Here is a 19,938-nt window from a genome sequence, read left to right as displayed (position 1 = left end):
CCGTCCAATGCACGGAACGGCCATAATCGTTCCCATGGTGCATCAGCAGAGCTCACGGGCCCGCCTGTCACCGTCCGGTGACACAGAAGACATCGTCGCGCTGCTCGCGCCGCGCCTCGCGCACTTCGCCGGCGTGGCCCGTACCGAGCACGTCACCCGGGCCGCCCAGGAGATGAACGTCCCCCAGTCGACCCTCTCCCGCGCGCTGGTCCGCCTCGAAGAGGACCTGGGCGTCGACCTGTTCGTACGCCGCGGCCGCACGCTCGCGCTGACCGTCGCCGGACGCACCTTCCTCGGCTCCGTCGAACGCGCCCTCGCCGAGGTGGAGCGCGCCGCCGACGAGGTCCGCGCGGACGCCGACCCGGCCACCGGCAAGGTCGCCTTCGGCTTCCTGCACACCATGGGCGCCGAGACCGTCCCCGGCCTGCTGCACGCCTTCCGCGCCGACCACCCCCGCGTCCGCTTCAGTCTCGTCCAGAACTACGGCGAGGCCATGCTGGAGCGCCTGCGCGCCGGTGAACTCGACCTCTGCCTGACCTCCCCGGTCCCGGACGCCCCCGACCTGGTCGCCCGCCGCCTCGACGAGCAGAAGCTGCGCCTGGTCGTGCCGGCCGACCACCCCCTGGCCGGCCGCCGGCGCATCCGCCTCGCCGAGGCCGCCGACGAGACCTTCGTGACCCTGGAGCCCGGCTACGGCCTGCGCCGCATCACCGACGCCCTGTGCAAGGAGGCCGGTTTCCGGCCGCGGGTGGCCTTCGAGGGGGAGGAGGCGGAGACGCTCCGCGGTCTGGTCGCGGCGGGCCTGGGCGTCGCCCTGCTGCCGCCGCCCGCCGTCCCCCGCCCCGGCGTGGTCGAACTGGCGGTGACCGCCCCGCGCGCGGCTCGCGAGATCGGCGTGGCCTGGCTGGCGGGCCGCACGGACACACCCCCGGTGGCGGCCTTCAAGAAGTTCCTGCTCTCGCGGCGGGGCCACCTGCTCCCCACCTGACCACACCCCCCCCGGCACCCGTCCTCCGGCGCCTAACGCCGTAACGACTGCCCGAACCCCACCGCCAGCGGCATCCGCAGCCCGAGCGGCGGGGGAGCGGCCAGCGCGTCCTCCACGGGACGCGAGAAGGGCTGTCCGAACAGCGCGCCCAGGACGAAGTCGGCGGCCAGCGCGGCGACTTCGTCGCGGTACTGCCGCAACGCGTGCCCGTCGGAGTGCACTTCGAACCGGCACACGTCACGGTTCGCCTTCTTCGCCCGCGAGGCCAGCCGGAACGACAGCTCGGGATCGCAGCGTTCGTCGTTCGTGCCGTGCACGATCAGCACCTGCCGCCCGGCGAGCTGCTTCACCGGTTCGGGTGGCGCGGCCACGTCCTCGTCGGGCAGCCAAGGGGCTATCGCCAGCACCGAGTTGACGGCCTCGTGCCCGGCCGCCCGCAGCGCGGCCCGCCCGCCCATGCCGACGCCGACGAGGCAGACCGGGACGTCACCGTAGCGCCGTACGGCCTCCGCGGCGGCCCAGTCGGCGTCCCGGGCGAGGTGGGCCTCCGGCCCGTTCCAGCCGCGCCAGCGGTAGTGCACGACATGCGTGGCCAGGCCCTCGTCCCGCCCCGACCGCGCCAGCCGGCGCCCCAACGCGCGTACGGAGGCCGCCGCCAGCAGCGGAGACGGCCTGCGGCTGGAGACCTCGTCACCACCGGGGAGCAGCAGCACCACACCGCTCACCGCCGCCCCCTCGGGACCGAGCGTCCGCCCCAGCCGGGCCTGACGGACCGGCGTCGCTTGCTGTGCCATGACAGAACATTCTCAGAAGACCAGGTGTACGCCACCCGTCCTCGCAGTCACCGTTACATATCGACGGCTCCGTACACGGGCACCCCACCCCTCTTCTCCCCACCCGCACAAACCCCGGCTTTCTACGCGCGTAGGGGCTACAGTGCGGAAATGACGAGCCAGAGCACCCCGAAGACCCCGACGCCGGACCAGATCCGCCGGGCGCCGAAGGTTCTGCTGCACGACCACCTCGACGGCGGACTGCGCCCCGGCACGGTCGTCGACCTCGCCCGGCAGACCGGCTACGCGAACCTGCCCGAGACCGACCCCGACCGGCTCGGCGCCTGGTTCCGCCAGGCCGCCGACTCCGGATCGCTGGAGCGGTACCTGGAGACCTTCTCCCACACCGTCGGCGTCATGCAGACCCGCGACGCCCTCGTCCGGGTCGCCGCCGAGTGCGCCGAGGACCTCGCCGAGGACGGTGTCGTCTACGCCGAGGTGCGCTACGCCCCCGAGCAGCACCTCGAACAGGGGCTGACCCTCGAAGAGGTCGTCGAGGCCGTCAACGAGGGGTTCCGGGAGGGCGAGCGCCGGGCCCGGGCGGGCGGTCACCGCATCCGCGTCGGTGCCCTGCTCACCGCGATGCGGCACGCCGCCCGCTCCCTGGAGATCGCCGAGCTCGCCAACCGCTACCGCGACCTCGGCGTCGTCGGCTTCGACATCGCGGGCGCCGAGGCCGGCTACCCGCCCACCCGGCACCTGGACGCCTTCGAGTACCTGAAGCGGGAGAACAACCACTTCACCATCCACGCCGGCGAGGCCTTCGGGCTGCCGTCCATCTGGCAGGCCCTCCAGTGGTGCGGCGCCGACCGGCTCGGGCACGGGGTGCGCATCATCGACGACATCCAGGTCCACGAGGACGGCACGGTCAAGCTCGGACGCCTCGCCTCGTACGTGCGGGACAAGCGCATCCCGTTGGAGCTGTGCCCCAGCTCCAACCTCCAGACCGGGGCGGCCGGCTCCTACGCCGAGCACCCCATCGGGCTGCTGCGCCGACTGCACTTCCGTGCCACCGTCAACACCGACAACCGGCTGATGTCCCACACCGGCATGAGCCGGGAATTCGAGCACCTGGTCGACGCATTCGGTTACACGCTCGACGACATGCAGTGGTTCTCCGTCAATGCAATGAAATCGGCGTTCATTCCTTTCGATGAACGGCTGGCCATGATCAATGACGTGATCAAGCCCGGATACGCGGAGCTGAAATCCGAATGGCTGTTTCAGCAGACCGCCTCCACCAGCGGTTCTTCCGAAGATGAGGGCTGAGGAGGGACTCGGCGGAATGTGGAAATGCGGACGGGCTTTCACAATTCGTCCGCATTTCTGGGTTTGCCGCGGGCGGGCTCGCATGTTTACGGTCGAGAACCGCTCACATCCCCGACATTCCATTTCGAGGACGCATTTCATGAAGCAGTCTGCTGTCAAGACCCTCGGTGTCGCCGCCCTCGGTGCCGCCTTCGCCGTCGCCGGTGCGGGTGCCGCCAACGCCGCCCCGACCGCTCAGGGCTCCGTCAAGGCCCTGGACCAGGTCACCCGGACGCTCCCCACGGGGAACGTCTCCCAGGTGGTGCCGACCGCGGGCGACACGCTGGAGCAGGCCCCGACCGACCAGGTCACCGGTCTGCTCGGCGGAGTGCCGGCGAAGGGCCTGCCCGCGAACGTCGCGGAGGTCAACGGCGTGCCGCTCGGCTGAGCCGCACCCGTCACGACGCGCCGATGGGGCGCACCCGATCACCGGGTGCGCCCCATCGGCGTACGCCGCTACCAGGCCGTCCGCGCGGCCTTCGCCTCGGACGGCAGCAGGAGCCACAGGGCGAGGTAGAGCAGGAACTGCGGGCCGGGCAGCAGGCAGGAGACCAGGAATATCACCCGCATCGTGGTGGTCGAGGTGCCGAAGCGCCGGGCCAGCGCGGCGCACACTCCGCCGATCATGCGGCCGTTGGTGGGGCGGGCGAGGCGGGACATCGCGGCTCCTTCGTGAGCGTGTGGTCGGGGCTGCCGGACGGCTTCCCCTTCATCTGCCCTCCACGCTACGGAGACGAACGGAACAAAGCGTCGCTCTACGGGGCGATCCCGACCCTGGGAATCGTCGGGGTCCGACCCTGAGCGAGCTCCCCCTGAAGGACGTCCTCCCGCGGCTCCCGCCCGAACCTGCGGCGGAGCCGGGCCCGGCCCGCGGGGACGAGGGCGAGGTGCGCGAGGGCCACGCCCACCGTGTTCAGGAGCAGCGAGTCGATGTCCACGACCTGACCGGGCACCCCGGTCTGCAGCAGCTCGATGCCCGACGACAGCAGCGCGCCCGCGGCCGTCGTGCGCAGCAGGGACGCCAGCGGCGAGACGGCCAGCCTGCCGCCCGCCATCGGGAGCAGCACACCCAGCGGCGCCAGCAGGGCCAGCGAGCCGCCGAGGGCGCGAGCCGCCGCGGGCCAGCCGAGCGCCAGGTCGGCGCGGATCCCGGCGAGCGGCTGGACATTGGGCGGCAGCACCCACGGGACGTCCAGGGGACGCAGCGTGTACCAGGCGACGAACGCGAGATGTGCGACCAGGAGGACGCTTCCTGTCACACGGATGCGGAGCGCGGCGCTGCCGCCGAGGAACCCATGACGCTGCACGTCCCCCTAGACGCGCCCGCCGCCACACGCGGTTCCGGCCTGTCCCACGCAAGGGTGAGGCTTGCGCCACACGGGCCAACCGGCCGTCAGTCGTCGGTGACCTCGCTGGACGGCGGTTCGTTGCTGCCCGGCCGGGCGCGGACCTCGTCCGTGCAGGTGTAGCGGCGCACGGACCGGTCGGTGGGACCGGCCAGGACGACGGAGCCGTCGCCCTCGGCCGCGGCCGAGTCGGAGAAGGTGCACACGACCTGGGCGAGGGCGTACGAGGTGAGGTCGTCCGGGTCGGTGCTGAGGCGGAGCGTGTCCTCGGGGTCGCCGGAGCGCGGGCCGGTCACCTCGATGCCACGGCGTACGTCCGTCGTGTAGCCGGACTCCTTCTCCGCGCCCGACGGCTCCGACGCGAGCTGGTCCAGCAGCCCCTGGGCCACCAGCACCCGCCGCGCGGAGTCCGCCGCGCCGTCCTGGACCCGTACCGTCCGGTCCACGGCCACCAGCGACGAGCCGCACAGCAGGAACACCCGCACCGGCACGCCGGGTTCGGCCCGGCTCGACACGTCCGGCTCGGCGAGCGAGCAGCGCACCCGCGAAGGTGCGGGACCGTAGTCCGTCGGCACCTCCGTGGCGCGGATGCCGCACCCGGCGAGCAGCGCGGCGAGCGCCGCCAACCCGGCCAGCTGCGGGAGTCCCGGCAGACGGCGTACGGTCCGGCGTACGGTCATCAGGGCTGTCCCTTCCCGTCCGTGTCCTTGCCCGTGTCCCGGCCCGTGCGGTTGCTCTCGTCCCCCGCGGCGGCGTCGGTGTCCTCCTCGGCCGGCGGCGACGGGTCCTGCGGCAGCCGCAGTGTGAACACCGCGCCCCCGCCAGGAGCGTTCTCGGCGGTGATCTCGCCGCCGTGGATGTGCGCGTTCTCCAGGGCGATGGACAGGCCGAGCCCGCTTCCCTCGGAGCGCGGCCGCGAGGCGCTCGCCTTGTAGAAGCGGTCGAAGACGTGCGGCAGGACGTCCTCCGGGATGCCGGGGCCCTGGTCCCGCACGCTGATGACGACCTCGTGGTCCGCCCGCGTCACCGAGACCCGCACCGGCGATCCGCCGTGCTTGAGCGCGTTGCCGATCAGGTTGGCCAGGATGACGTCCAGGCGGCGCGGGTCGAGGCGGGCGTGGATACCGCGCTCGGCGTCCAGCTCGACGGCGTCCAGCCAGGCGCGGGCGTCTATGCAGGCGGTGATCTGGTCGGCGACGTCGACGTCGTCCAGGACCAGCCGGGCGGTGCCCGCGTCGAAGCGGGTGACCTCCATCAGGTTCTCCACCAGGTCGTTCAGTCGCCGGGTCTCGCTCACCACCAGCCGCACGGCCGGCTCGATCATCGGGTCGATGCCGCCGCCCTCGAACTCCAGCTCCTCCTCCAGCACTTCCGTGACGGCGGTGATCGCCGTCAGCGGCGTACGCAGTTCATGGCTCATGTCCGCCACGAAACGCCGCGAGGCCTGCTCCCGGCCGGCCATGTCCGCGACCCGCTTCTCCAGTGCCTCGGCGGCGCTGTTGAACGTCCGGGACAGATCGGCGAGCTCGTCGGTGCCGGACACGCGCAGCCGGGTGTCCAGCTTGCCCTCGCCGAGCCGCCGCGCCGCGACCCCGAGCCGGTGCACGGGCTTCAGCACGGTCGTCGCCAGGGCCTGCGCGAGCAGCGCCGAGCCCAGCAGGGCGAGTGCGGTGGCGATCCCCAGCGACCAGGCGAGCGAGTTCAGGTCCTTCGCCTCCGGTTCCAGCGACTTGCGCATGTAGCCGGTCGGCCCGCCGCCGATCACCTTCGTGCCGGCCACGAGGTAGGGGGTGCCGTCCTCGGTTATCCGCTGCCAATACAGGTGGTACGGGTGCTTGTTGGCCGAGGTGACCTTCTGTTCCTTGTTCACCGCCGTGCGCAGGGACTCGGGCACCTCGGTCAGCGAGAAGCCGCCCAGCCCGCCGGAACTGCCGTAGACGGCCTGCCCGTCGGCGGTCTCGGCGACCAGCAGCACGCTGAACCGCTGGCTGCTGTTGGCCATCTGCCCCGCGGTGTGCTGCAACTCGTCCTGCGTGGGGTGCTCGGGCAGCGCGCCCGCCCGGTTCTGCATCTCCTGCTCGAAGTCGCGCAGCACGGCGTCCTGGGTACGGGTGAGCACCGCCTCGCGGTTCAGCCAGTACGCGATGCCGGACGCGGACACGGCGGCGGTGAGCGCGACCAGACCGAAGACGAGGACCAGCCTGAGGCGCAGGCTGGTGAAGCGCAGCCAGGACCAGACTCCCTTGCGAGCCGCGGTCCAGCCGCGTGAACCCCCTTGGTGTTCCTGTGTCACTGAGGCGGATCCAGCCGGTAGCCGACACCCCGCACGGTACGGATCAGGGTCGGGGACGACGGCACGTCCTCGACCTTGGCGCGCAGCCGCTGCACACAGGCGTCCACCAGCCGGGAGTCACCGAGGTAGTCGTGCTCCCACACCAGCCGCAGCAACTGCTGCCGGGACAGCGCCTGCCCCGGCCGCCGGCTCAGTTCGAGCAGCAGGCGCAGCTCGGTCGGCGTGAGCTGGAGGTCCTCGCCGTTCTTCGTCACGGTCATCGCCGAACGGTCGATGACCAGGCTGCCGAAGCTCGCCGAGTCGCTGGACTCCCGCTCCCCGCGCCGCAGCACGGCCCGGATCCGGGCGTCCAGCACCCGGCCCTGCACGGGTTTGACGACGTAGTCGTCGGCGCCCGACTCGAGACCGACGACCACGTCGATGTCGTCGTTGCGCGCGGTCAGCAGGATGATCGGCAGCTGGTCGGTGCGCCGGATGCGACGGCACACCTCGAAACCGTCGATGCCGGGCAGCATCACGTCCAGCACGATCAGGTCCGGCCGCTGCTCGCGCAGCAGCTTCAGACCGTCCTCACCGCTGGCAGCGGTGGCCACCCGGTGGCCCTGGCGGGTCAGGGAGAGCTCCAGGGCCGTGCGGATGGCGTCGTCGTCCTCGATCAGCAACAGGGAAGGCACGGGCTCATTCTGGCCCATGGAGGGGGTGCGGTTCGACCTGTGGGTCCGGATGCGGCCCCAGCCTGCCGCCGGACCCTGTGAAGGAACGGTGCTGCAGCCGTGACGGACCCCTGTGACAGGTCTGTGACAGTCGACGGACACGGCCATGAAGTCGCCCCGGCAAGCTTTTCGGCACAGGCAACACAGCACGACGCAGTACCGAAGCAGAACACCGGAAGTCCACGACGGGGGGCGCGAGATGAACACGCTGCACGGCACCAGCACCAGCGCAGTGGTCACGCGTCTGCACGACGTGCACACGCACCGGGGTTCCGAGAAGTCCGGTGCCGTGAGCGGGCGGGGGTGCGCTCGCGGCACCGGGCGGCAGCACACCGCCTACATGTCGGTGGTCGACACGCGTCAGGGGGAGACGCACGGGGGGGACGCGTACGGGGAGGCAGAGGGGGAGCGTCGCTCACTGTCGGAGGTGGAGTTCACCGCCTACGTCCAGGAGCGCCGCGCCTCTCTGTACGCAACCGCCTACCACCTGACCGGCGACCGCTTCGAGGCCGAGGACCTGCTGCAGAGCGCGCTGTTCTCGACCTACCGGGCGTGGGACCGGATCAGTGACAAGGCGGCGGTCGGCGGATACCTCCGCCGCACCATGACCAACCTGCACATCAGCGCCTGGCGGCGCCGCAAGCTCAACGAGTACCCGACCGAGGAACTGCCGGAGACGCCCGGCGACACGGACGCGATGCGCGGCACCGAGCTGCGCGCGGTCCTGTGGCAGGCGCTGGCCCGGCTGCCCGAGCTCCAGCGCACCATGCTGGTCCTGCGCTACTACGAGGGCCGCACGGACCCGGAGATCGCGGACATCCTCGGCATCAGTGTCGGCACGGTGAAGTCCAGCATCTGGCGGTCGCTCCGCCGGCTGCGCGAGGACGAGGTCCTCAGCTTCGGCCGTGACCAGGAGGACGCCTTCGGCGAACTGGTCGCCTGAAGGTACGGGGGGTCGGGGGGCCCGTGAAAAAAAGTTCGAGCCGGGGTGTATCAGGGGGAGGGTGCCGGGCTCTTACTCACGGGGAAGCACCACGGGGGAACGACCCGGGGGGGACCGGGGGGACGGGGGAAACACGGGGGAACGGGTAACACGGGGGAGCACGGGGGAGCACAAGGAAAAGCGGGACTGGAGGGCCGGGGGGTCCGTCCAGTCCCGCTCTTCTGTGTGTGGGGGTGTGTGCGCGGGGCCGCGCTAGGCGGGCGTACGCGCCGTGACGCACCGCCCCGCCGCGGCCGCGGCCAGGCGGCCCATCGCCTCGTCCCGGTCGCAGGCGTGGGCGCCCAGTGCTGTCTGCCGCGCGATGACCGACCGCTCCTGCCGCATCAGCCGCCAGCCGCGGCGCAGCAGGAACGGCACCGACTTGCGGCCCTCCCTCAGGTCCCGCAGGAAGCGGCGGCGGAAGGTCGTCAGCGGGCCCCGGCTCAGGCACAGCGCGTCGGCCAGGACACCCAGGTCCCGGCAGCGCGTCACGAGTTCGGCGGCGAAGATGCCCTCCGCGAGGAACAGCGGGGTCCGCCCGATGTCGACGGTCTCCTCGCCGGTGCGGGCGCTGAGCGCGAGGTCGTAGACGGGCACGGGCGTACGGCCCCCGCGGCACAGCTCGGTGATGGCGGCGACGGCCGCGTCCGCGTCCCACGAGTCCGGGTGGTCCCAGTCGATGTCGGAGCTCCCGGGCACCAGGGGCAGCGTCGCGTCGGTGCCCTCCTTGTAGAAGTCGTCGAGCCGCAGCACCGGAAGACCGGAGCGGGCGGCGAGGAGGGACTTGCCGGAGCCGGAGGGGCCGCAGAGCAGCACGACTCGTGTCGGTATGGGCGGTTGGGAGCTCACGGGGCACCTTATCGTGCTGCTTCCGGTCGGTGCGCAGAGAACCGCGCCTCCCCCGGACGGAGGGGAGGCGCGGCTCTCGGCGTGGAAGCGCGGTCAGGTCGGGTCGGGTCAGTACGACGAGCCGGACGTGCCCAGGGCGCCCGTCGGGTGCCAGACCGTCTTGGTCTCCAGGAATGCCGTCATGCGGTCGGTGCCCGGCGTAGCCGACCAGTCGTCCACAGGCTGTGGACGCAGGACGCGCTTGAGGTTGTCCGCCGCCGCGATCTCCAGCTCCTTCGCCAGTTCCTCGTCGGCGCCCGCGAGGTCGATCGCGTTGACGTCCTGGTGGGCGGCGAGGGGGGCCGCGATCTCCGCCGTACGCCCGGAGAGGATGTTGACCACGCCGCCGGGGAGGTCGGAGGTGGCCAGGACCTCGCCGAGGGAGAGGGCGGGCAGCGGGGACTTCTCCGACGCCACCACGACCGCCGTGTTGCCGGTCGCGATGACCGGGGCGACGACCGAGACCAGGCCCAGGAAGGACGACTCCTGCGGGGCGAGGACGGCGACCACGCCGGTCGGCTCCGGGGAGGAGAGGTTGAAGAAGGGGCCCGCGACCGGGTTGCCGCCGCCGACCACCTGGGCGATCTTGTCGGTCCAGCCCGCGTACCAGACCCAGCGGTCGATCGCGGCGTCGACCTGCGCCGCCGCCTTGGACTTCGACAGGCCCTCGGCGTCGGCGACCTCCGCGACGTACTGGTCGCGGCGGCCCTCCAGCATCTCGGCGATGCGGTACAGGATCTGGCCGCGGTTGTACGCCGTAGCGCCGGACCAGCCGCCGAACGCCTTGCGCGCGGCGACCACCGCGTCACGGGCGTCCTTGCGGGAGGAGAGCGGGGCGTTCGCCAGCCACTTGCCCTTTCCCGCCGCGTCAGCGGCTGATGTCCTCGTGGTCACCTCGTACACCCGGCCGCTCTCGGAACGCGGGAACTTCCCGCCGACGTACAGCTTGTAGGTCTTCAGTACGGAGAGTCGGTCAGACATCGAGGTATGCCTCCAGGCCGTGGCGGCCGCCCTCGCGGCCGAAGCCCGACTCCTTGTAGCCGCCGAACGGCGAGGTCGGGTCGAACTTGTTGAACGTGTTGGACCAGATCACGCCCGCACGGAGCTTGTTCGCGACCGCCAGGATGCGCGAACCCTTCTCCGTCCAGATGCCCGCCGACAGGCCGTACGGGGTGTTGTTGGCCTTGGCGACGGCCTCGTCCGGTGTGCGGAAGGTGAGGACGGACAGGACCGGGCCGAAGATCTCGTCGCGGGCGACCGTGTGCGCCTGCGTGACGTTCGTGAAGAGCGTCGGGGCGAACCAGTAGCCGGACGAGGGGAGTTCGCACGCTGGGGACCAGCGTTCGGCGCCCTCCGCCTCGCCCTGGTCGGCGAGGGCGGTGATACGGGCCAGCTGCTCGGCCGAGTTGATCGCGCCGATGTCCGTGTTCTTGTCCAGCGGGTCGCCCAGGCGGAGGGTGGTCAGGCGGCGCTTGAGGGAGTCGAGCAGCTCGTCGTGGATCGACTCCTGGACCAGGAGGCGGCTGCCCGCGCAGCAGACCTGGCCCTGGTTGAAGAAGATACCGTTGACGATGCCCTCGACGGCCTGGTCGATCGGGGCGTCGTCGAAGACGATGTTGGCGCCCTTGCCGCCCAGTTCGAGCGTCAGCTTCTTGCGGGTGCCCGCGACCGTGCGGGCGATCTGCTTGCCGACGGCGGTGGAGCCGGTGAAGGCGACCTTGTTCACGTCCGGGTGGGCGATCAGCGCGGCGCCGGTGCGGCCGTCGCCGGTGACGATGTTGACGACGCCCTTGGGGAGGCCGGCCTGACGGCAGATGTCCGCGAAGAACAGGGCGGAGAGGGGGGTCGTCTCGGCGGGCTTCAGGACGACCGTGTTGCCGGTCGCGAGGGCCGGGGCGATCTTCCACGCCAGCATCAGGAGCGGGAAGTTCCAGGGGATGACCTGGCCCGCGACGCCGAGCGGGCGCGGGTTCGCGCCGTAGCCCGCGTGGTCGAGCTTGTCGGCCCAGCCCGCGTAGTAGAAGAAGTGCGCGGCGACCAGGGGGAGGTCCGCGTCGCGGGTCTCCTTGATCGGCTTGCCGTTGTCGAGGGTTTCCAGGACGGCGAGCTCGCGGCTGCGTTCCTGGATGATGCGAGCGATGCGGAAGAGGTACTTCGCGCGCTCGGAGCCCGGAAGCGCCGACCACTTCTCGAACGCCTTGCGGGCGGCCCTGACGGCGCGGTCGACGTCCGCCTCGCCGGCCTCGGCGACCTCGGAGAGGACCTCCTCGGTGGCGGGGGAGACGGTCTTGAAGACCTTGCCGTCGGCGGCCTCGGCGAACTCGCCGTCGATGAACAGGCCGTACGAGGGCGCGATGTCGACGACCGCGCGGGACTCGGGTGCCGGGGCGTACTCGAATGCGGATGCGGATGCGGGTGCCATGGTGATCAGTCCACCGTCACGTAGTCGGGGCCGGAGTAACGGCCGGTGGCCAGCTTCTGTCGCTGCATCAGCAGGTCGTTCAGGAGGGAGGACGCGCCGAAGCGGAACCAGTGGTTGTCCAGCCAGTCCTCGCCCGCGGTCTCGTTGACCAGGACCAGGAACTTGATCGCGTCCTTCGCCGTGCGGATGCCGCCGGCCGGCTTCACGCCGACCTGGACGCCGGTCTGGGCGCGGAAGTCGCGGACCGCCTCCAGCATGAGGAGCGTGTTGGCGGGCGTGGCGTTGACCGCGACCTTGCCGGTGGAGGTCTTGATGAAGTCGGCGCCCGCCAGCATGCCGAGCCAGGAGGCGCGGCGGATGTTGTCGTACGTCGACAGCTCGCCGGTCTCGAAGATGACCTTCAGGCGGGCGGACGTGCCGCAGGCCTCCCGTACGGCGACGATCTCGTCGTACACCTTCATGTAGTTCCCCGCGAGGAACGCGCCGCGGTCGATGACCATGTCGACCTCGTCGGCGCCCGCGGCCACGGCCTCGCGCACGTCGGCCAGCTTGACCGCGAGCGAGGCGCGGCCCGCCGGGAAGGCGGTGGCGACCGAGGCGACCTTCACGCCGGAGCCGGCTACGGCCTCCTTGGCGGCGGGCACCATGTCGGGGTAGACGCAGACGGCCGCCGTCGTCGGAGCCGTGCGGTCGGTCGGGTCGGGGTGGACCGCCTTCGCGCCGAGCGCCCGGACCTTGCCCGGGGTGTCCGCGCCTTCCAGCGTCGTCAGGTCGACCATCGAGATGGCGAGGTCGAGCGCGTACGCCTTCGCGGTGGTCTTGATGGAACGGGTGCCGAGCGAGGCGGCGCGCGCCTCCAGGCCGACCGTGTCGACGCCGGGCAGCCCGTGCAGGAAGCGGCGCAGCGTGCTGTCGGACGCGGTGACGTCGGCGAGTCCGGGTGCGGGTGCGGCGGACCTGGCGGGGGCGGCCGACGCGGCGGGTGCAGCGGATGCAGTGGTGGGCATGGTCACCAGGCGAGCATATCTACGCGCGTAGCGGCTGTACAGTCCCGGCGCTCTTCTCGTTCACCGGCACCGCGGACGAGCGCCGTCCGGCGCGTCGGGCACAATCGGCACCATGACGAGCCCCGAGTCCCAGTCACCTCCGCCGCAGCCGCCGGTACCCGCGTCCCGGGACCGGGTCTACCGCTCGCCCGCGGGCATCGCCGGCGGGGTCCTGGTGCTCGCGCTCGCCCTGTGGCTCGGCATCGACGCCGTGGTCGCGGGGGAGGGGAGCACCCCCTGGAAGGCGCTCGCGGTGCTGCTGTTCCTCGTGCCGCTCATCGCCGCCTACACCGTGCGGCCCGCCGTCTTCGCGAACGAGGACCGGCTGCGCGTGCGCAATCCCTTCCGGGTCGTCGTGCTGCCCTGGGGGCAGGTCGACTCGCTGCGGTCCGGTTACTCCAACGAGGTCTTCACCGAGTCCGGCGCCAAGTACCAGCTGTGGGCCATTCCCGTCTCGCTGCGGGCCCGGAAGAAGGCCGCGCGGCAGGAGGCGCGGCGGGCGGCCGGGGGCGGCCGGCGCGGGGGTGCGTCCGGTGACGCGGTGGCGGCCGCCGCCGCGGCCGACGGGCCGGTGCGGGCGGAGACCGACAAGGCCGTGGACGACCTGCGTGAGCTGCTGGAGACACGGAAGTCCGCCGAGGCCTCGCAGGGTGAGGTGACGGTGCGCTGGGCCTACGAGGTCGTCGCGCCGGTGGTGGTCGGTGTCGTGTTGCTGGCGGTGTTGCTGGCGACGGGCTGACGGTCCGGGGGCGGGGGCCTGCAGAACACCCGATGGGGCGCCCCACCCTGGGGCGCCCCATCGGGTGTTCTACCGGCCCCGTGCGGTCAGATGCCTGCCGCCGTCGACAGGTCCCGCTTGAGTGCCGTGAGCAGGTCCGTCGCCTTCGCGCGGGCCTCGGGGAGACCGGCGTGCCCGGCGACCGGGACGACCACCTCCAGGTAGCACTTCAGCTTGGGCTCCGTACCGCTCGGGCGGACGATGACGCGGGCGCCGTCGAGGGTGTAGCGCAGGCCGTCGGTGGGCGGCAGCGTGTCCGTGCCCCGGGTGAGGTCCTCGGCGTTCGTGACGGGCAGGCCCGCGAGGTGGGCGGGCGGCTGTGCGCGCAGGCGGTGCATCGCGGCGGCGATGAGGGAGAGGTCCTCGACGCGTACCGAGAGCTGGTCGGTGGCGTGCAGGCCGTGCTCGACGGCGAGGTCGTCCAGGAGGTCGAGGAGGGTGCGGCCGGCCTCCTTGAGGGTGGACGCCAGTTCCGTGACCAGGAGGGCCGCGGTGATGCCGTCCTTGTCGCGTACGCCCTCCGGGTCGACGCAGTAGCCGAGGGCCTCCTCGTAGCCGTAGCGGATGCCGTCGACGCGGGCGATCCACTTGAAGCCGGTGAGGGTCTCGACGTGCGGGAGGTTCGCCTTCGCCGCGATGCGGGCGAGGAGGGAGGACGAGACGATCGACTCCGCGAACGTGCCGTGCGCTCCGCGGGTGACCAGGTGGGCGGCGAGGAGGGCACCGACCTCGTCGCCGCGGAGCATGCGCCAGTCGGTGCCGTCGTGGACCGCGACGGCGCAGCGGTCGGCGTCCGGGTCGTTGGCGATGACCAGGTCGGGGGCCGTTTCGCGGGCCTTCGCGAAGGCCAGGTCCATCGCGCCGGGCTCTTCCGGGTTGGGGAAGGCGACGGTGGGGAAGTCCGGGTCGGGGTCGGCCTGCTCGGTGACGAGGGTGGGCTGCGGGAAGCCGGCCCGTGCGAAGGCGGCGAGGAGGGTGTCCTTGCCGACGCCGTGCATCGCCGTGTAGACCGTGCGGGCGGTGCGGGGGGAGTCGGGGGCGAGGACGGCGTCCGTGCGGGCGAGGTAGGCGTCGAGGACGGCGTCGTCGAGGGTCTGCCAGCCGGTGCCGGGGCGGGGGACGTCGTGCAGGGAGCGTACGGCGTCGATCTCCGCGGCGATCTCGGCGTCGGCGGGGGGCACGATCTGGGAGCCGTCGCCGAGGTACACCTTGTAGCCGTTGTCGCGGGGCGGGTTGTGGCTGGCGGTGACCTCCACGCCGGCGACGGCGCCGAGGTGGCGGATGGCGAAGGCGAGGACGGGGGTGGGGAGGGGGCGGGGGAGGACGGCCGCCCTGAGGCCTGCGCCGGTCATGACCGCGGCGGTGTCGCGGGCGAAGTCCTCGGACTTGTGGCGGGCGTCGTAGCCGACGACGACCAGGCCGTTGGTGTGGCCCTGCTTCTTGAGGTACGCGGCGAGGCCGGCGGCGGCTCGGATGACGACGGCGCGGTTCATGCGCATCGGGCCGGCGCCGAGTTCGCCCCGGAGGCCGGCGGTGCCGAACTGGAGGGTGCCGGCGAAGCGTGCGGTGAGTTCGGCGTGGTCCTCGGCGTCGATGAGCCGGGCGAGTTCCGCGCGGGTGTCCGCGTCGGGGTCCTCGGCCAGCCATGCCTTGGCCCGGGCGAGGAGGTCGTCGTCGTGCACGTCGGTCAGCCTCTCGTGTGTCGGTGGTTGAGCGGGGGGTGGTGCCTGCGGCGGCCTGTGCTGGGTCGGTGGGGGTGCGCGTTGCGCGGTGCGTGGTCCTGTGGGGCGGGGCCGCGCCGGGGGGTGTCCGTCCTCGGAACGGCGCGGAATCGGTCGGCCACAGAAGTGACCTCCGTTGACGCGCCAACCGCTGCGGGCGGACACCCCCCAACACGGCCCCTTCCCGCCGTACGCGGCTACCCGTCCACGCGGGGCGAGCACCCGGGTACCCGACCGCGCCATCCCGCCGGCCTGCGGGCCGTCCCCGCTACGCCGCCAGGTTGCGGGCCGCCGTCCCGCGCAGCTGCGGGCAGTCGTGCCGCTGGGGCGGCACGGGTGGGCGCAGCGGCACCCCGTGGCGCCGGGCTGCGCGACCCACCCCCGACGCCCGCACCCACGCCGGTGCGACGGGGACACCGGGCGACGTCACCGACGCCGGCCGTAAAGGGGAAGCAACGCCTACAGCCGACCCAGCACCTGCGTCAGCAGCGCACCCATCCGCGTGGCGGAGTCGCGGCCTGCCTGCAGGACCTCCTCGTGGTTCAGAGGCTCGCCCGTCATGCCCGCCGCCAGGTTGGTCACCAGCGAGATGCCCAGCACCTCCGCGCCGGCCTCGCGCGCCGCGATCGCCTCCAGGACCGTCGACATGCCCACCAGGTCGGCGCCGATGACGCGGGACATGCGGATCTCGGCCGGGGTCTCGTAGTGCGGGCCGGGGAACTGGGCGTAGACGCCCTCCTCCAGCGTGGGGTCGACCTCCTTGCACAGGGCGCGCAGGCGGGGGGAGTAGAGGTCGGTGAGGTCGACGAAGTTGGCGCCGACGATGGGGGAGGTGGCGGTGAGGTTGATGTGGTCGCTGATCAGGACCGGCTGGCCGGGGCGCATGCCCTCGCGCAGGCCGCCGCAGCCGTTGGTCAGGATCACCGTCTTGGCACCGGCGGCCACGGCCGTGCGGACGCCGTGGGCGACGGCGGCCACCCCGTGGCCCTCGTAGTAGTGGGTGCGGCCCAGGAAGACCAGCGCACGCTTGTCACCGATGGAGTACGAGCGGACCTTGCCGCCGTGGCCCTCCACCGCGGGCTTCGGGAAGCCGGGCAGCTCGGTGACCTGGAGATCGGCCTCGGGGGCGCCCAGGGCGTCCACGGCCGGTGCCCAGCCGGAGCCCATCACGAGGGCGACGTCGTGGGTCTCGGCGCCGGTGAGTTCGCGCAGGCGGGCCGCGGCGGCGTCGGCGGCGGCGTGGGGGTCGCCCTGGATGTCGTCCGGAAGAAGAGATGCGTTCACGCCGAAGAGGGTAGCCGGTTTACGCCTACGCGCGTAGATGACAGAGGTCACGGGATTGTGTTTGTTGCTTTGGTGTTTCCGACGAGGGCGCGACTCAGCAGGGGCGCTTGCGGAGTTCCATGACGTAGTCGTGCGGTGCGCCGGCCGACTCCGCCGCGTCCGCCACCTCGCCCAGGTAGCGGGCGGAGGGCAGGCCGCCCTCGTAGGCGTTCAGGACGTACGTCCAGGCTCCTTCCTCGCCGTCCAGGGTGTGGACCCGTACGCGCGTGCGGCGGTATATGTCCAGCCCCACGCCCTCCCAGCGGTCGAGCGAGTCCTCGTCCATCGGGGCGATGTCGTACAGCGACACGAAGACCTGGGAGAAGGGGTCCTCGACGAGTGTTACGAGGGCGCCCTCCCAGCCCATGTGCTCGCCCCCGAAGGTCAGCCGCCACCCGTTCAGCCAGCCGGTGGCGCGCAGCGGCGAGTGCGGGGCGCGGCGGGTCATCAGCCGCGCGTCGAGGTTGCCGGCGTAAGCGGCGTAGAGCGACATGGGGAGAGGGTACGGCAGCCACCGGGCGTCACTCTGGTAACGAGTGAGCCCCCGGGCGGCCCCGCGTTGAACGGTGCGGGACAATGGAGTACGTGACTCGGATCGTGATCATTGGCGGCGGACCCGGCGGATACGAAGCGGCGCTGGTGGCCGCGCAGCTCGGCGCGGAGGTGACCGTCGTCGACTGCGACGGTCTGGGCGGGGCGTCGGTGCTGACCGACTGCGTGCCGTCCAAGACCCTGATCGCCACGGCCGAGGTGATGACCACCTTCGACTCGTCCTACGAAGAGCTGGGGATCATCGTCGCCGACGACACCCCGCACATCGAGCAGGCCGCCCGGGTGGTCGGCGTGGATCTGGGCAAGGTCAACCGGCGTGTCAAGCGTCTGGCCCTCGCGCAGTCGCACGACATCGCCGCCTCCGTGACGCGCGCCGGCGCGCGGGTCGTGCGCGGGCGCGGGCGGCTGGAGGGCATGCAGGCCCTCGACGGGTCCCGGAAGGTCGTGGTGCGGGCCGCCGACGGGAGCGAGGAGACGCTCACCGCGGACGCGGTGCTGATCGCGACCGGTGGGCATCCGCGGGAGCTGCCCGACGCGCGGCCCGACGGTGAGCGGATCCTGAACTGGACCCAGGTGTACGACCTGGACGAGCTGCCCGAGGAGCTCATCGTCGTCGGGTCCGGTGTGACCGGTGCCGAGTTCGCCGGTGCCTATCAGGCGCTGGGGTCGCGGGTCACGCTCGTGTCGTCACGGGACCGGGTGCTGCCCGGTGAGGACCCCGATGCTGCCGCCGTGCTCGAGGACGTCTTCCGGCGGCGCGGTATGAACGTCATGTCGCGGTCCCGGGCGCAGTCCGCCAAGCGGGTGGGGGACAGGGTCGAGGTGACGCTGTCGGACGGGCGGGTCATCACCGGGTCGCACTGTCTGATGGCCGTCGGTGCCATCCCCAACACCGAGGGGATGGGGCTCGAGGAGGCCGGGGTCAAGCTCAAGGACTCCGGGCACATCCGCACCGACCGCGTGTCGCGGACCTCGGCTCCCGGTGTCTACGCCGCCGGTGACGTCACCGGTGTGTTCGCCCTCGCGTCGGTGGCCGCCATGCAGGGGCGGATCGCCATGTACCACTTCCTGGGCGACGCGGTCACCCCGCTGAACCTGAAGACCGTCTCCGCCAACGTCTTCACCGACCCCGAGATCGCCACGGTCGGGTACTCCCAGGCCGACGTCGACGCCGGCAAGATCGACGCCCGCGCGGTGAAGCTGCCGCTGCTGCGCAACCCGCGCGCCAAGATGCAGGGCATCCGGGACGGCTTCGTCAAGATCTTCTGCCGGCCCGGCACCGAGATCGTGGTGGGTGGAGTCGTCGTGGCGCCGCGTGCCTCGGAGCTCATCCATCCCATCTCGATCGCCGTCGACAACAACCTGACGGTCGAACAGATCGCGAACGCCTTCACCGTGTACCCGTCTCTTTCGGGGTCGATCGCGGAGGTGGCGCGGCAGCTGCACACGCGGAAGGCGGAGGGGATCGCCTAGGCTCCCGGTCCGCGTGCGGGTGGGCGGCCGGAATCGACTCCCCGGTGGTTACGGGGAGTTGCGTCGCTTGCGGGCGGCATAGGCGGCCGGAGTAGGCGTGTATACCACTTCCCGGTCTGCCGTGCGAACAACTTCTGTTATTCGGCGCATACTGCTGAAAGCAGACGGTCGTTGGGGTTACTGTCAGTTTCGTGTTCGCTGCAGAACGTCGCCAATTGATCCTCGAAATGGTGCGAGCGAACGGGGCCGTGTCGCTCCGTGAGCTCGCCCGCGTCGTCCAGACCTCCGAAGTGACCGTACGGCGGGACGTGCGCGCACTGGAGGCAGAAGGACTCCTCGACCGCCGGCACGGCGGTGCGGTACTGCCGGGCGGGTTCACGCGAGAGTCCGGCTTCCCGCAGAAGTCCCATCTCGCGACCGCCGAGAAGACGGCCATCGCCGATCTCGCCGCGAGCTTCGTCGAAGAGGGCGAGGCCATCGTGGTCGGGGCGGGGACCACGACGCAGGAGCTGGCCCGCCGGCTCGCGCGGGTGCCCGGGCTGACCGTCGTCACCAACTCGCTGCTGGTGGCCCAGGCCCTGGCCCATGCCAACCGGGTCGAGGTCGTGATGACCGGTGGCACGCTCCGGGGGTCCAACTACGCCCTCGTCGGGTCGGGGGCCGAGCAGTCCCTGCAGGGGCTGCGGGTGTCCAAGGCCTTCCTGTCCGGGAGCGGGCTGACGGCGGAGCGGGGCCTGTCCACGTCCAACATGCTGTCGGCCTCCGTCGACCGCGCGCTGGTGCAGGCCGCCGCCGAGGTCGTCGTCCTGGCCGACCACTCCAAGCTGGGCACGGACACCATGTTCCAGACCGTGCCCACGGATGTCATCACCCGCCTGGTCACGGACGAGCCGCCCGCCCACGACGACCGGGCCGGCACCGAGCTCCAGGCCCTGGCCGACCAGGGCGTGCAGATCGCCGTGGCCGGGGCGTCGGGGGGTGCTACGGGCGACTCCGGGGCCTCGGGGACCGCGGGGGCCCCGGGGGGTGATTCCGTCCCGGCGCGTCAGCAGCGTCGGGACGTGCCGCTTCCGGGGCCACGCCGTCAGGTCCCGGGTGCGGCGGCGGGGCTGCGGTCGGCCACGGCGCTGGGTGAGCAGGGCGCCGGGGCGGAGCGGACGCGCGTCGCGGATCTGCGCCGCCGCTGAGCCGCCGTACGGTCCGTCGCGTCCCCGGCACCGACGACGGGGCGCCCGGCGGACCGGTTGCCCTGGTCCGCCGGGCGCCCCGGTG

The 19,938-nt window shown here is 72.1% G+C and carries 20 protein-coding genes; 7 read left to right on the top strand and 13 right to left on the bottom strand.

Annotation, left to right across the window (positions count from 1 at the left end; genetic code table 11):
* The first annotated feature begins 34 nt into the window (after positions 1 to 34).
* Positions 35 to 988 (top strand): LysR family transcriptional regulator, encoded by a 954-nt coding sequence (locus ACIGO6_RS20495; protein WP_399878081.1) that lies wholly within the window; start codon positions 35 to 37, stop codon positions 986 to 988.
* A 32-nt stretch (positions 989 to 1,020) separates the two neighbouring features.
* On the opposite strand, the gene ACIGO6_RS20490 is transcribed toward ACIGO6_RS20495, so the two are convergent.
* Entirely contained in the window at positions 1,021 to 1,782 is a 762-nt protein-coding gene (locus ACIGO6_RS20490; RefSeq protein ID WP_399878078.1) for an alpha/beta hydrolase, read from the bottom strand.
* 150 nt (positions 1,783 to 1,932) lie between these two features.
* Between ACIGO6_RS20490 and ACIGO6_RS20485 the strand changes: the two genes are divergently transcribed.
* Complete coding sequence (locus tag ACIGO6_RS20485) at positions 1,933 to 3,090, top strand: adenosine deaminase (RefSeq protein ID WP_399878075.1); 1,158 nt, start codon at positions 1,933 to 1,935, stop codon at positions 3,088 to 3,090.
* 139 nt (positions 3,091 to 3,229) lie between these two features.
* The gene (locus ACIGO6_RS20480) at positions 3,230 to 3,517 is read left to right on the top strand and encodes an ATP-binding protein (RefSeq protein WP_399878072.1); all 288 of its coding nucleotides are present in this window, start codon (positions 3,230 to 3,232) and stop codon (positions 3,515 to 3,517) included.
* 68 nt (positions 3,518 to 3,585) lie between these two features.
* On the opposite strand, the gene ACIGO6_RS20475 is transcribed toward ACIGO6_RS20480, so the two are convergent.
* From ACIGO6_RS20475 to afsQ1, 5 genes are all read right to left on the bottom strand, one after another.
* Entirely contained in the window at positions 3,586 to 3,789 is a 204-nt protein-coding gene (locus ACIGO6_RS20475; RefSeq protein ID WP_399878069.1) for a PspC domain-containing protein, read from the bottom strand.
* Between the two features lie 95 nt (positions 3,790 to 3,884).
* Entirely contained in the window at positions 3,885 to 4,436 is a 552-nt protein-coding gene (locus tag ACIGO6_RS20470; RefSeq protein WP_399878066.1) for a VanZ family protein, read from the bottom strand.
* Positions 4,437 to 4,522: 86 nt separating this feature from the next.
* Entirely contained in the window at positions 4,523 to 5,155 is a 633-nt protein-coding gene (locus ACIGO6_RS20465) for a hypothetical protein (RefSeq protein ID WP_399878064.1), read from the bottom strand.
* Positions 5,155 to 6,768, bottom strand: coding sequence for an ATP-binding protein (locus ACIGO6_RS20460; protein WP_399878061.1), 1,614 nt, complete (start codon positions 6,766 to 6,768; stop codon positions 5,155 to 5,157). The genes ACIGO6_RS20465 and ACIGO6_RS20460 overlap by 1 nt, the downstream gene beginning before the upstream one ends.
* Complete coding sequence (afsQ1, locus tag ACIGO6_RS20455) at positions 6,765 to 7,442, bottom strand: two-component system response regulator AfsQ1 (protein WP_029394402.1); 678 nt, start codon at positions 7,440 to 7,442, stop codon at positions 6,765 to 6,767. The genes ACIGO6_RS20460 and afsQ1 overlap by 4 nt, the downstream gene beginning before the upstream one ends.
* A 238-nt stretch (positions 7,443 to 7,680) precedes the next feature.
* Here afsQ1 and ACIGO6_RS20450 point away from each other — a divergent pair, with 238 nt between their 5' ends.
* The gene (locus ACIGO6_RS20450) at positions 7,681 to 8,424 is read left to right on the top strand and encodes a SigE family RNA polymerase sigma factor (protein ID WP_399878057.1); all 744 of its coding nucleotides are present in this window, start codon (positions 7,681 to 7,683) and stop codon (positions 8,422 to 8,424) included.
* A 252-nt stretch (positions 8,425 to 8,676) separates the two neighbouring features.
* Here the strand turns inward: ACIGO6_RS20450 and ACIGO6_RS20445 are convergent, their stop codons facing one another.
* The 4 genes from ACIGO6_RS20445 to deoC all read right to left on the bottom strand — a co-directional run bounded on the left by ACIGO6_RS20445 (position 8,677) and on the right by deoC (position 12,780).
* A complete protein-coding gene (locus ACIGO6_RS20445) occupies positions 8,677 to 9,324 on the bottom strand; it encodes a uridine kinase (RefSeq protein ID WP_399878207.1) in 648 nt (215 codons plus the stop codon).
* A gap of 96 nt (positions 9,325 to 9,420) precedes the next feature.
* Positions 9,421 to 10,332: an aldehyde dehydrogenase family protein gene (locus tag ACIGO6_RS20440; protein WP_399878054.1), complete on the bottom strand. Its 912-nt coding sequence runs from the start codon at positions 10,330 to 10,332 to the stop codon at positions 9,421 to 9,423.
* Positions 10,325 to 11,773 (bottom strand): aldehyde dehydrogenase family protein, encoded by a 1,449-nt coding sequence (locus tag ACIGO6_RS20435; RefSeq protein WP_399878051.1) that lies wholly within the window; start codon positions 11,771 to 11,773, stop codon positions 10,325 to 10,327. The genes ACIGO6_RS20440 and ACIGO6_RS20435 overlap by 8 nt, the downstream gene beginning before the upstream one ends.
* 5 nt (positions 11,774 to 11,778) lie before the next feature.
* On the bottom strand, positions 11,779 to 12,780 hold the full coding sequence (deoC, locus tag ACIGO6_RS20430) for a deoxyribose-phosphate aldolase (protein WP_399878048.1): 1,002 nt from the start codon (positions 12,778 to 12,780) through the stop codon (positions 11,779 to 11,781).
* Between the two features lie 112 nt (positions 12,781 to 12,892).
* On the opposite strand from deoC, the gene ACIGO6_RS20425 reads away from it, so the two are divergent.
* The gene (locus tag ACIGO6_RS20425) at positions 12,893 to 13,558 is read left to right on the top strand and encodes a PH domain-containing protein (protein ID WP_399878045.1); all 666 of its coding nucleotides are present in this window, start codon (positions 12,893 to 12,895) and stop codon (positions 13,556 to 13,558) included.
* A gap of 86 nt (positions 13,559 to 13,644) precedes the next feature.
* Here ACIGO6_RS20425 and ACIGO6_RS20420 read toward each other — a convergent pair whose 3' ends face one another.
* From ACIGO6_RS20420 to ACIGO6_RS20410, 3 genes are all read right to left on the bottom strand, one after another.
* Positions 13,645 to 15,288, bottom strand: a complete 1,644-nt coding sequence (locus tag ACIGO6_RS20420) for a phospho-sugar mutase (protein ID WP_399878204.1) — start codon at positions 15,286 to 15,288, stop codon at positions 13,645 to 13,647.
* A 489-nt stretch (positions 15,289 to 15,777) separates the two neighbouring features.
* The gene (locus tag ACIGO6_RS20415; RefSeq protein WP_399878042.1) at positions 15,778 to 16,602 is read right to left on the bottom strand and encodes a purine-nucleoside phosphorylase; all 825 of its coding nucleotides are present in this window, start codon (positions 16,600 to 16,602) and stop codon (positions 15,778 to 15,780) included.
* 94 nt (positions 16,603 to 16,696) lie between these two features.
* The gene (locus ACIGO6_RS20410) at positions 16,697 to 17,134 is read right to left on the bottom strand and encodes a gamma-glutamylcyclotransferase (RefSeq protein ID WP_399878040.1); all 438 of its coding nucleotides are present in this window, start codon (positions 17,132 to 17,134) and stop codon (positions 16,697 to 16,699) included.
* 83 nt (positions 17,135 to 17,217) lie between these two features.
* On the opposite strand from ACIGO6_RS20410, the gene ACIGO6_RS20405 reads away from it, so the two are divergent.
* Both ACIGO6_RS20405 and ACIGO6_RS20400 read left to right on the top strand, forming a co-directional pair.
* Positions 17,218 to 18,666: an NAD(P)H-quinone dehydrogenase gene (locus tag ACIGO6_RS20405; RefSeq protein WP_399878037.1), complete on the top strand. Its 1,449-nt coding sequence runs from the start codon at positions 17,218 to 17,220 to the stop codon at positions 18,664 to 18,666.
* Between the two features lie 191 nt (positions 18,667 to 18,857).
* Positions 18,858 to 19,853: a DeoR/GlpR family DNA-binding transcription regulator gene (locus ACIGO6_RS20400; RefSeq protein WP_399878034.1), complete on the top strand. Its 996-nt coding sequence runs from the start codon at positions 18,858 to 18,860 to the stop codon at positions 19,851 to 19,853.
* Positions 19,854 to 19,938 lie beyond the last annotated feature (85 nt).

The sequence above is a fragment of the Streptomyces sp. NPDC053750 genome (genome assembly GCF_044544295.1).
Taxonomy (GTDB): domain Bacteria; phylum Actinomycetota; class Actinomycetes; order Streptomycetales; family Streptomycetaceae; genus Streptomyces.
This window is presented reverse-complemented; position numbering and strand designations above follow the sequence as displayed.

Bases quoted from the DNA above. Each gene is read 5' to 3' on its own strand.
- ACIGO6_RS20450 (WP_399878057.1), top strand. From the start codon at position 7,681: ATGAACACGCTGCACGGCACCAGCACCAGCGCAGTGGTCACGCGTCTG.
- ACIGO6_RS20405 (WP_399878037.1), top strand. From the start codon at position 17,218: ATGGAGTACGTGACTCGGATCGTGATCATTGGCGGCGGACCCGGCGGA.
- ACIGO6_RS20410 (WP_399878040.1), bottom strand. From the start codon at position 17,134: ATGTCGCTCTACGCCGCTTACGCCGGCAACCTCGACGCGCGGCTGATG.
- ACIGO6_RS20475 (WP_399878069.1), bottom strand. From the start codon at position 3,789: ATGTCCCGCCTCGCCCGCCCCACCAACGGCCGCATGATCGGCGGAGTG.
- ACIGO6_RS20490 (WP_399878078.1), bottom strand. From the start codon at position 1,782: ATGGCACAGCAAGCGACGCCGGTCCGTCAGGCCCGGCTGGGGCGGACG.
- deoC (WP_399878048.1), bottom strand. From the start codon at position 12,780: ATGCCCACCACTGCATCCGCTGCACCCGCCGCGTCGGCCGCCCCCGCC.
- ACIGO6_RS20495 (WP_399878081.1), top strand. From the start codon at position 35: ATGGTGCATCAGCAGAGCTCACGGGCCCGCCTGTCACCGTCCGGTGAC.
- ACIGO6_RS20465 (WP_399878064.1), bottom strand. From the start codon at position 5,155: ATGACCGTACGCCGGACCGTACGCCGTCTGCCGGGACTCCCGCAGCTG.
- ACIGO6_RS20485 (WP_399878075.1), top strand. From the start codon at position 1,933: ATGACGAGCCAGAGCACCCCGAAGACCCCGACGCCGGACCAGATCCGC.
- ACIGO6_RS20425 (WP_399878045.1), top strand. From the start codon at position 12,893: ATGACGAGCCCCGAGTCCCAGTCACCTCCGCCGCAGCCGCCGGTACCC.
- ACIGO6_RS20480 (WP_399878072.1), top strand. From the start codon at position 3,230: ATGAAGCAGTCTGCTGTCAAGACCCTCGGTGTCGCCGCCCTCGGTGCC.
- ACIGO6_RS20440 (WP_399878054.1), bottom strand. From the start codon at position 10,332: ATGTCTGACCGACTCTCCGTACTGAAGACCTACAAGCTGTACGTCGGC.
- ACIGO6_RS20435 (WP_399878051.1), bottom strand. From the start codon at position 11,773: ATGGCACCCGCATCCGCATCCGCATTCGAGTACGCCCCGGCACCCGAG.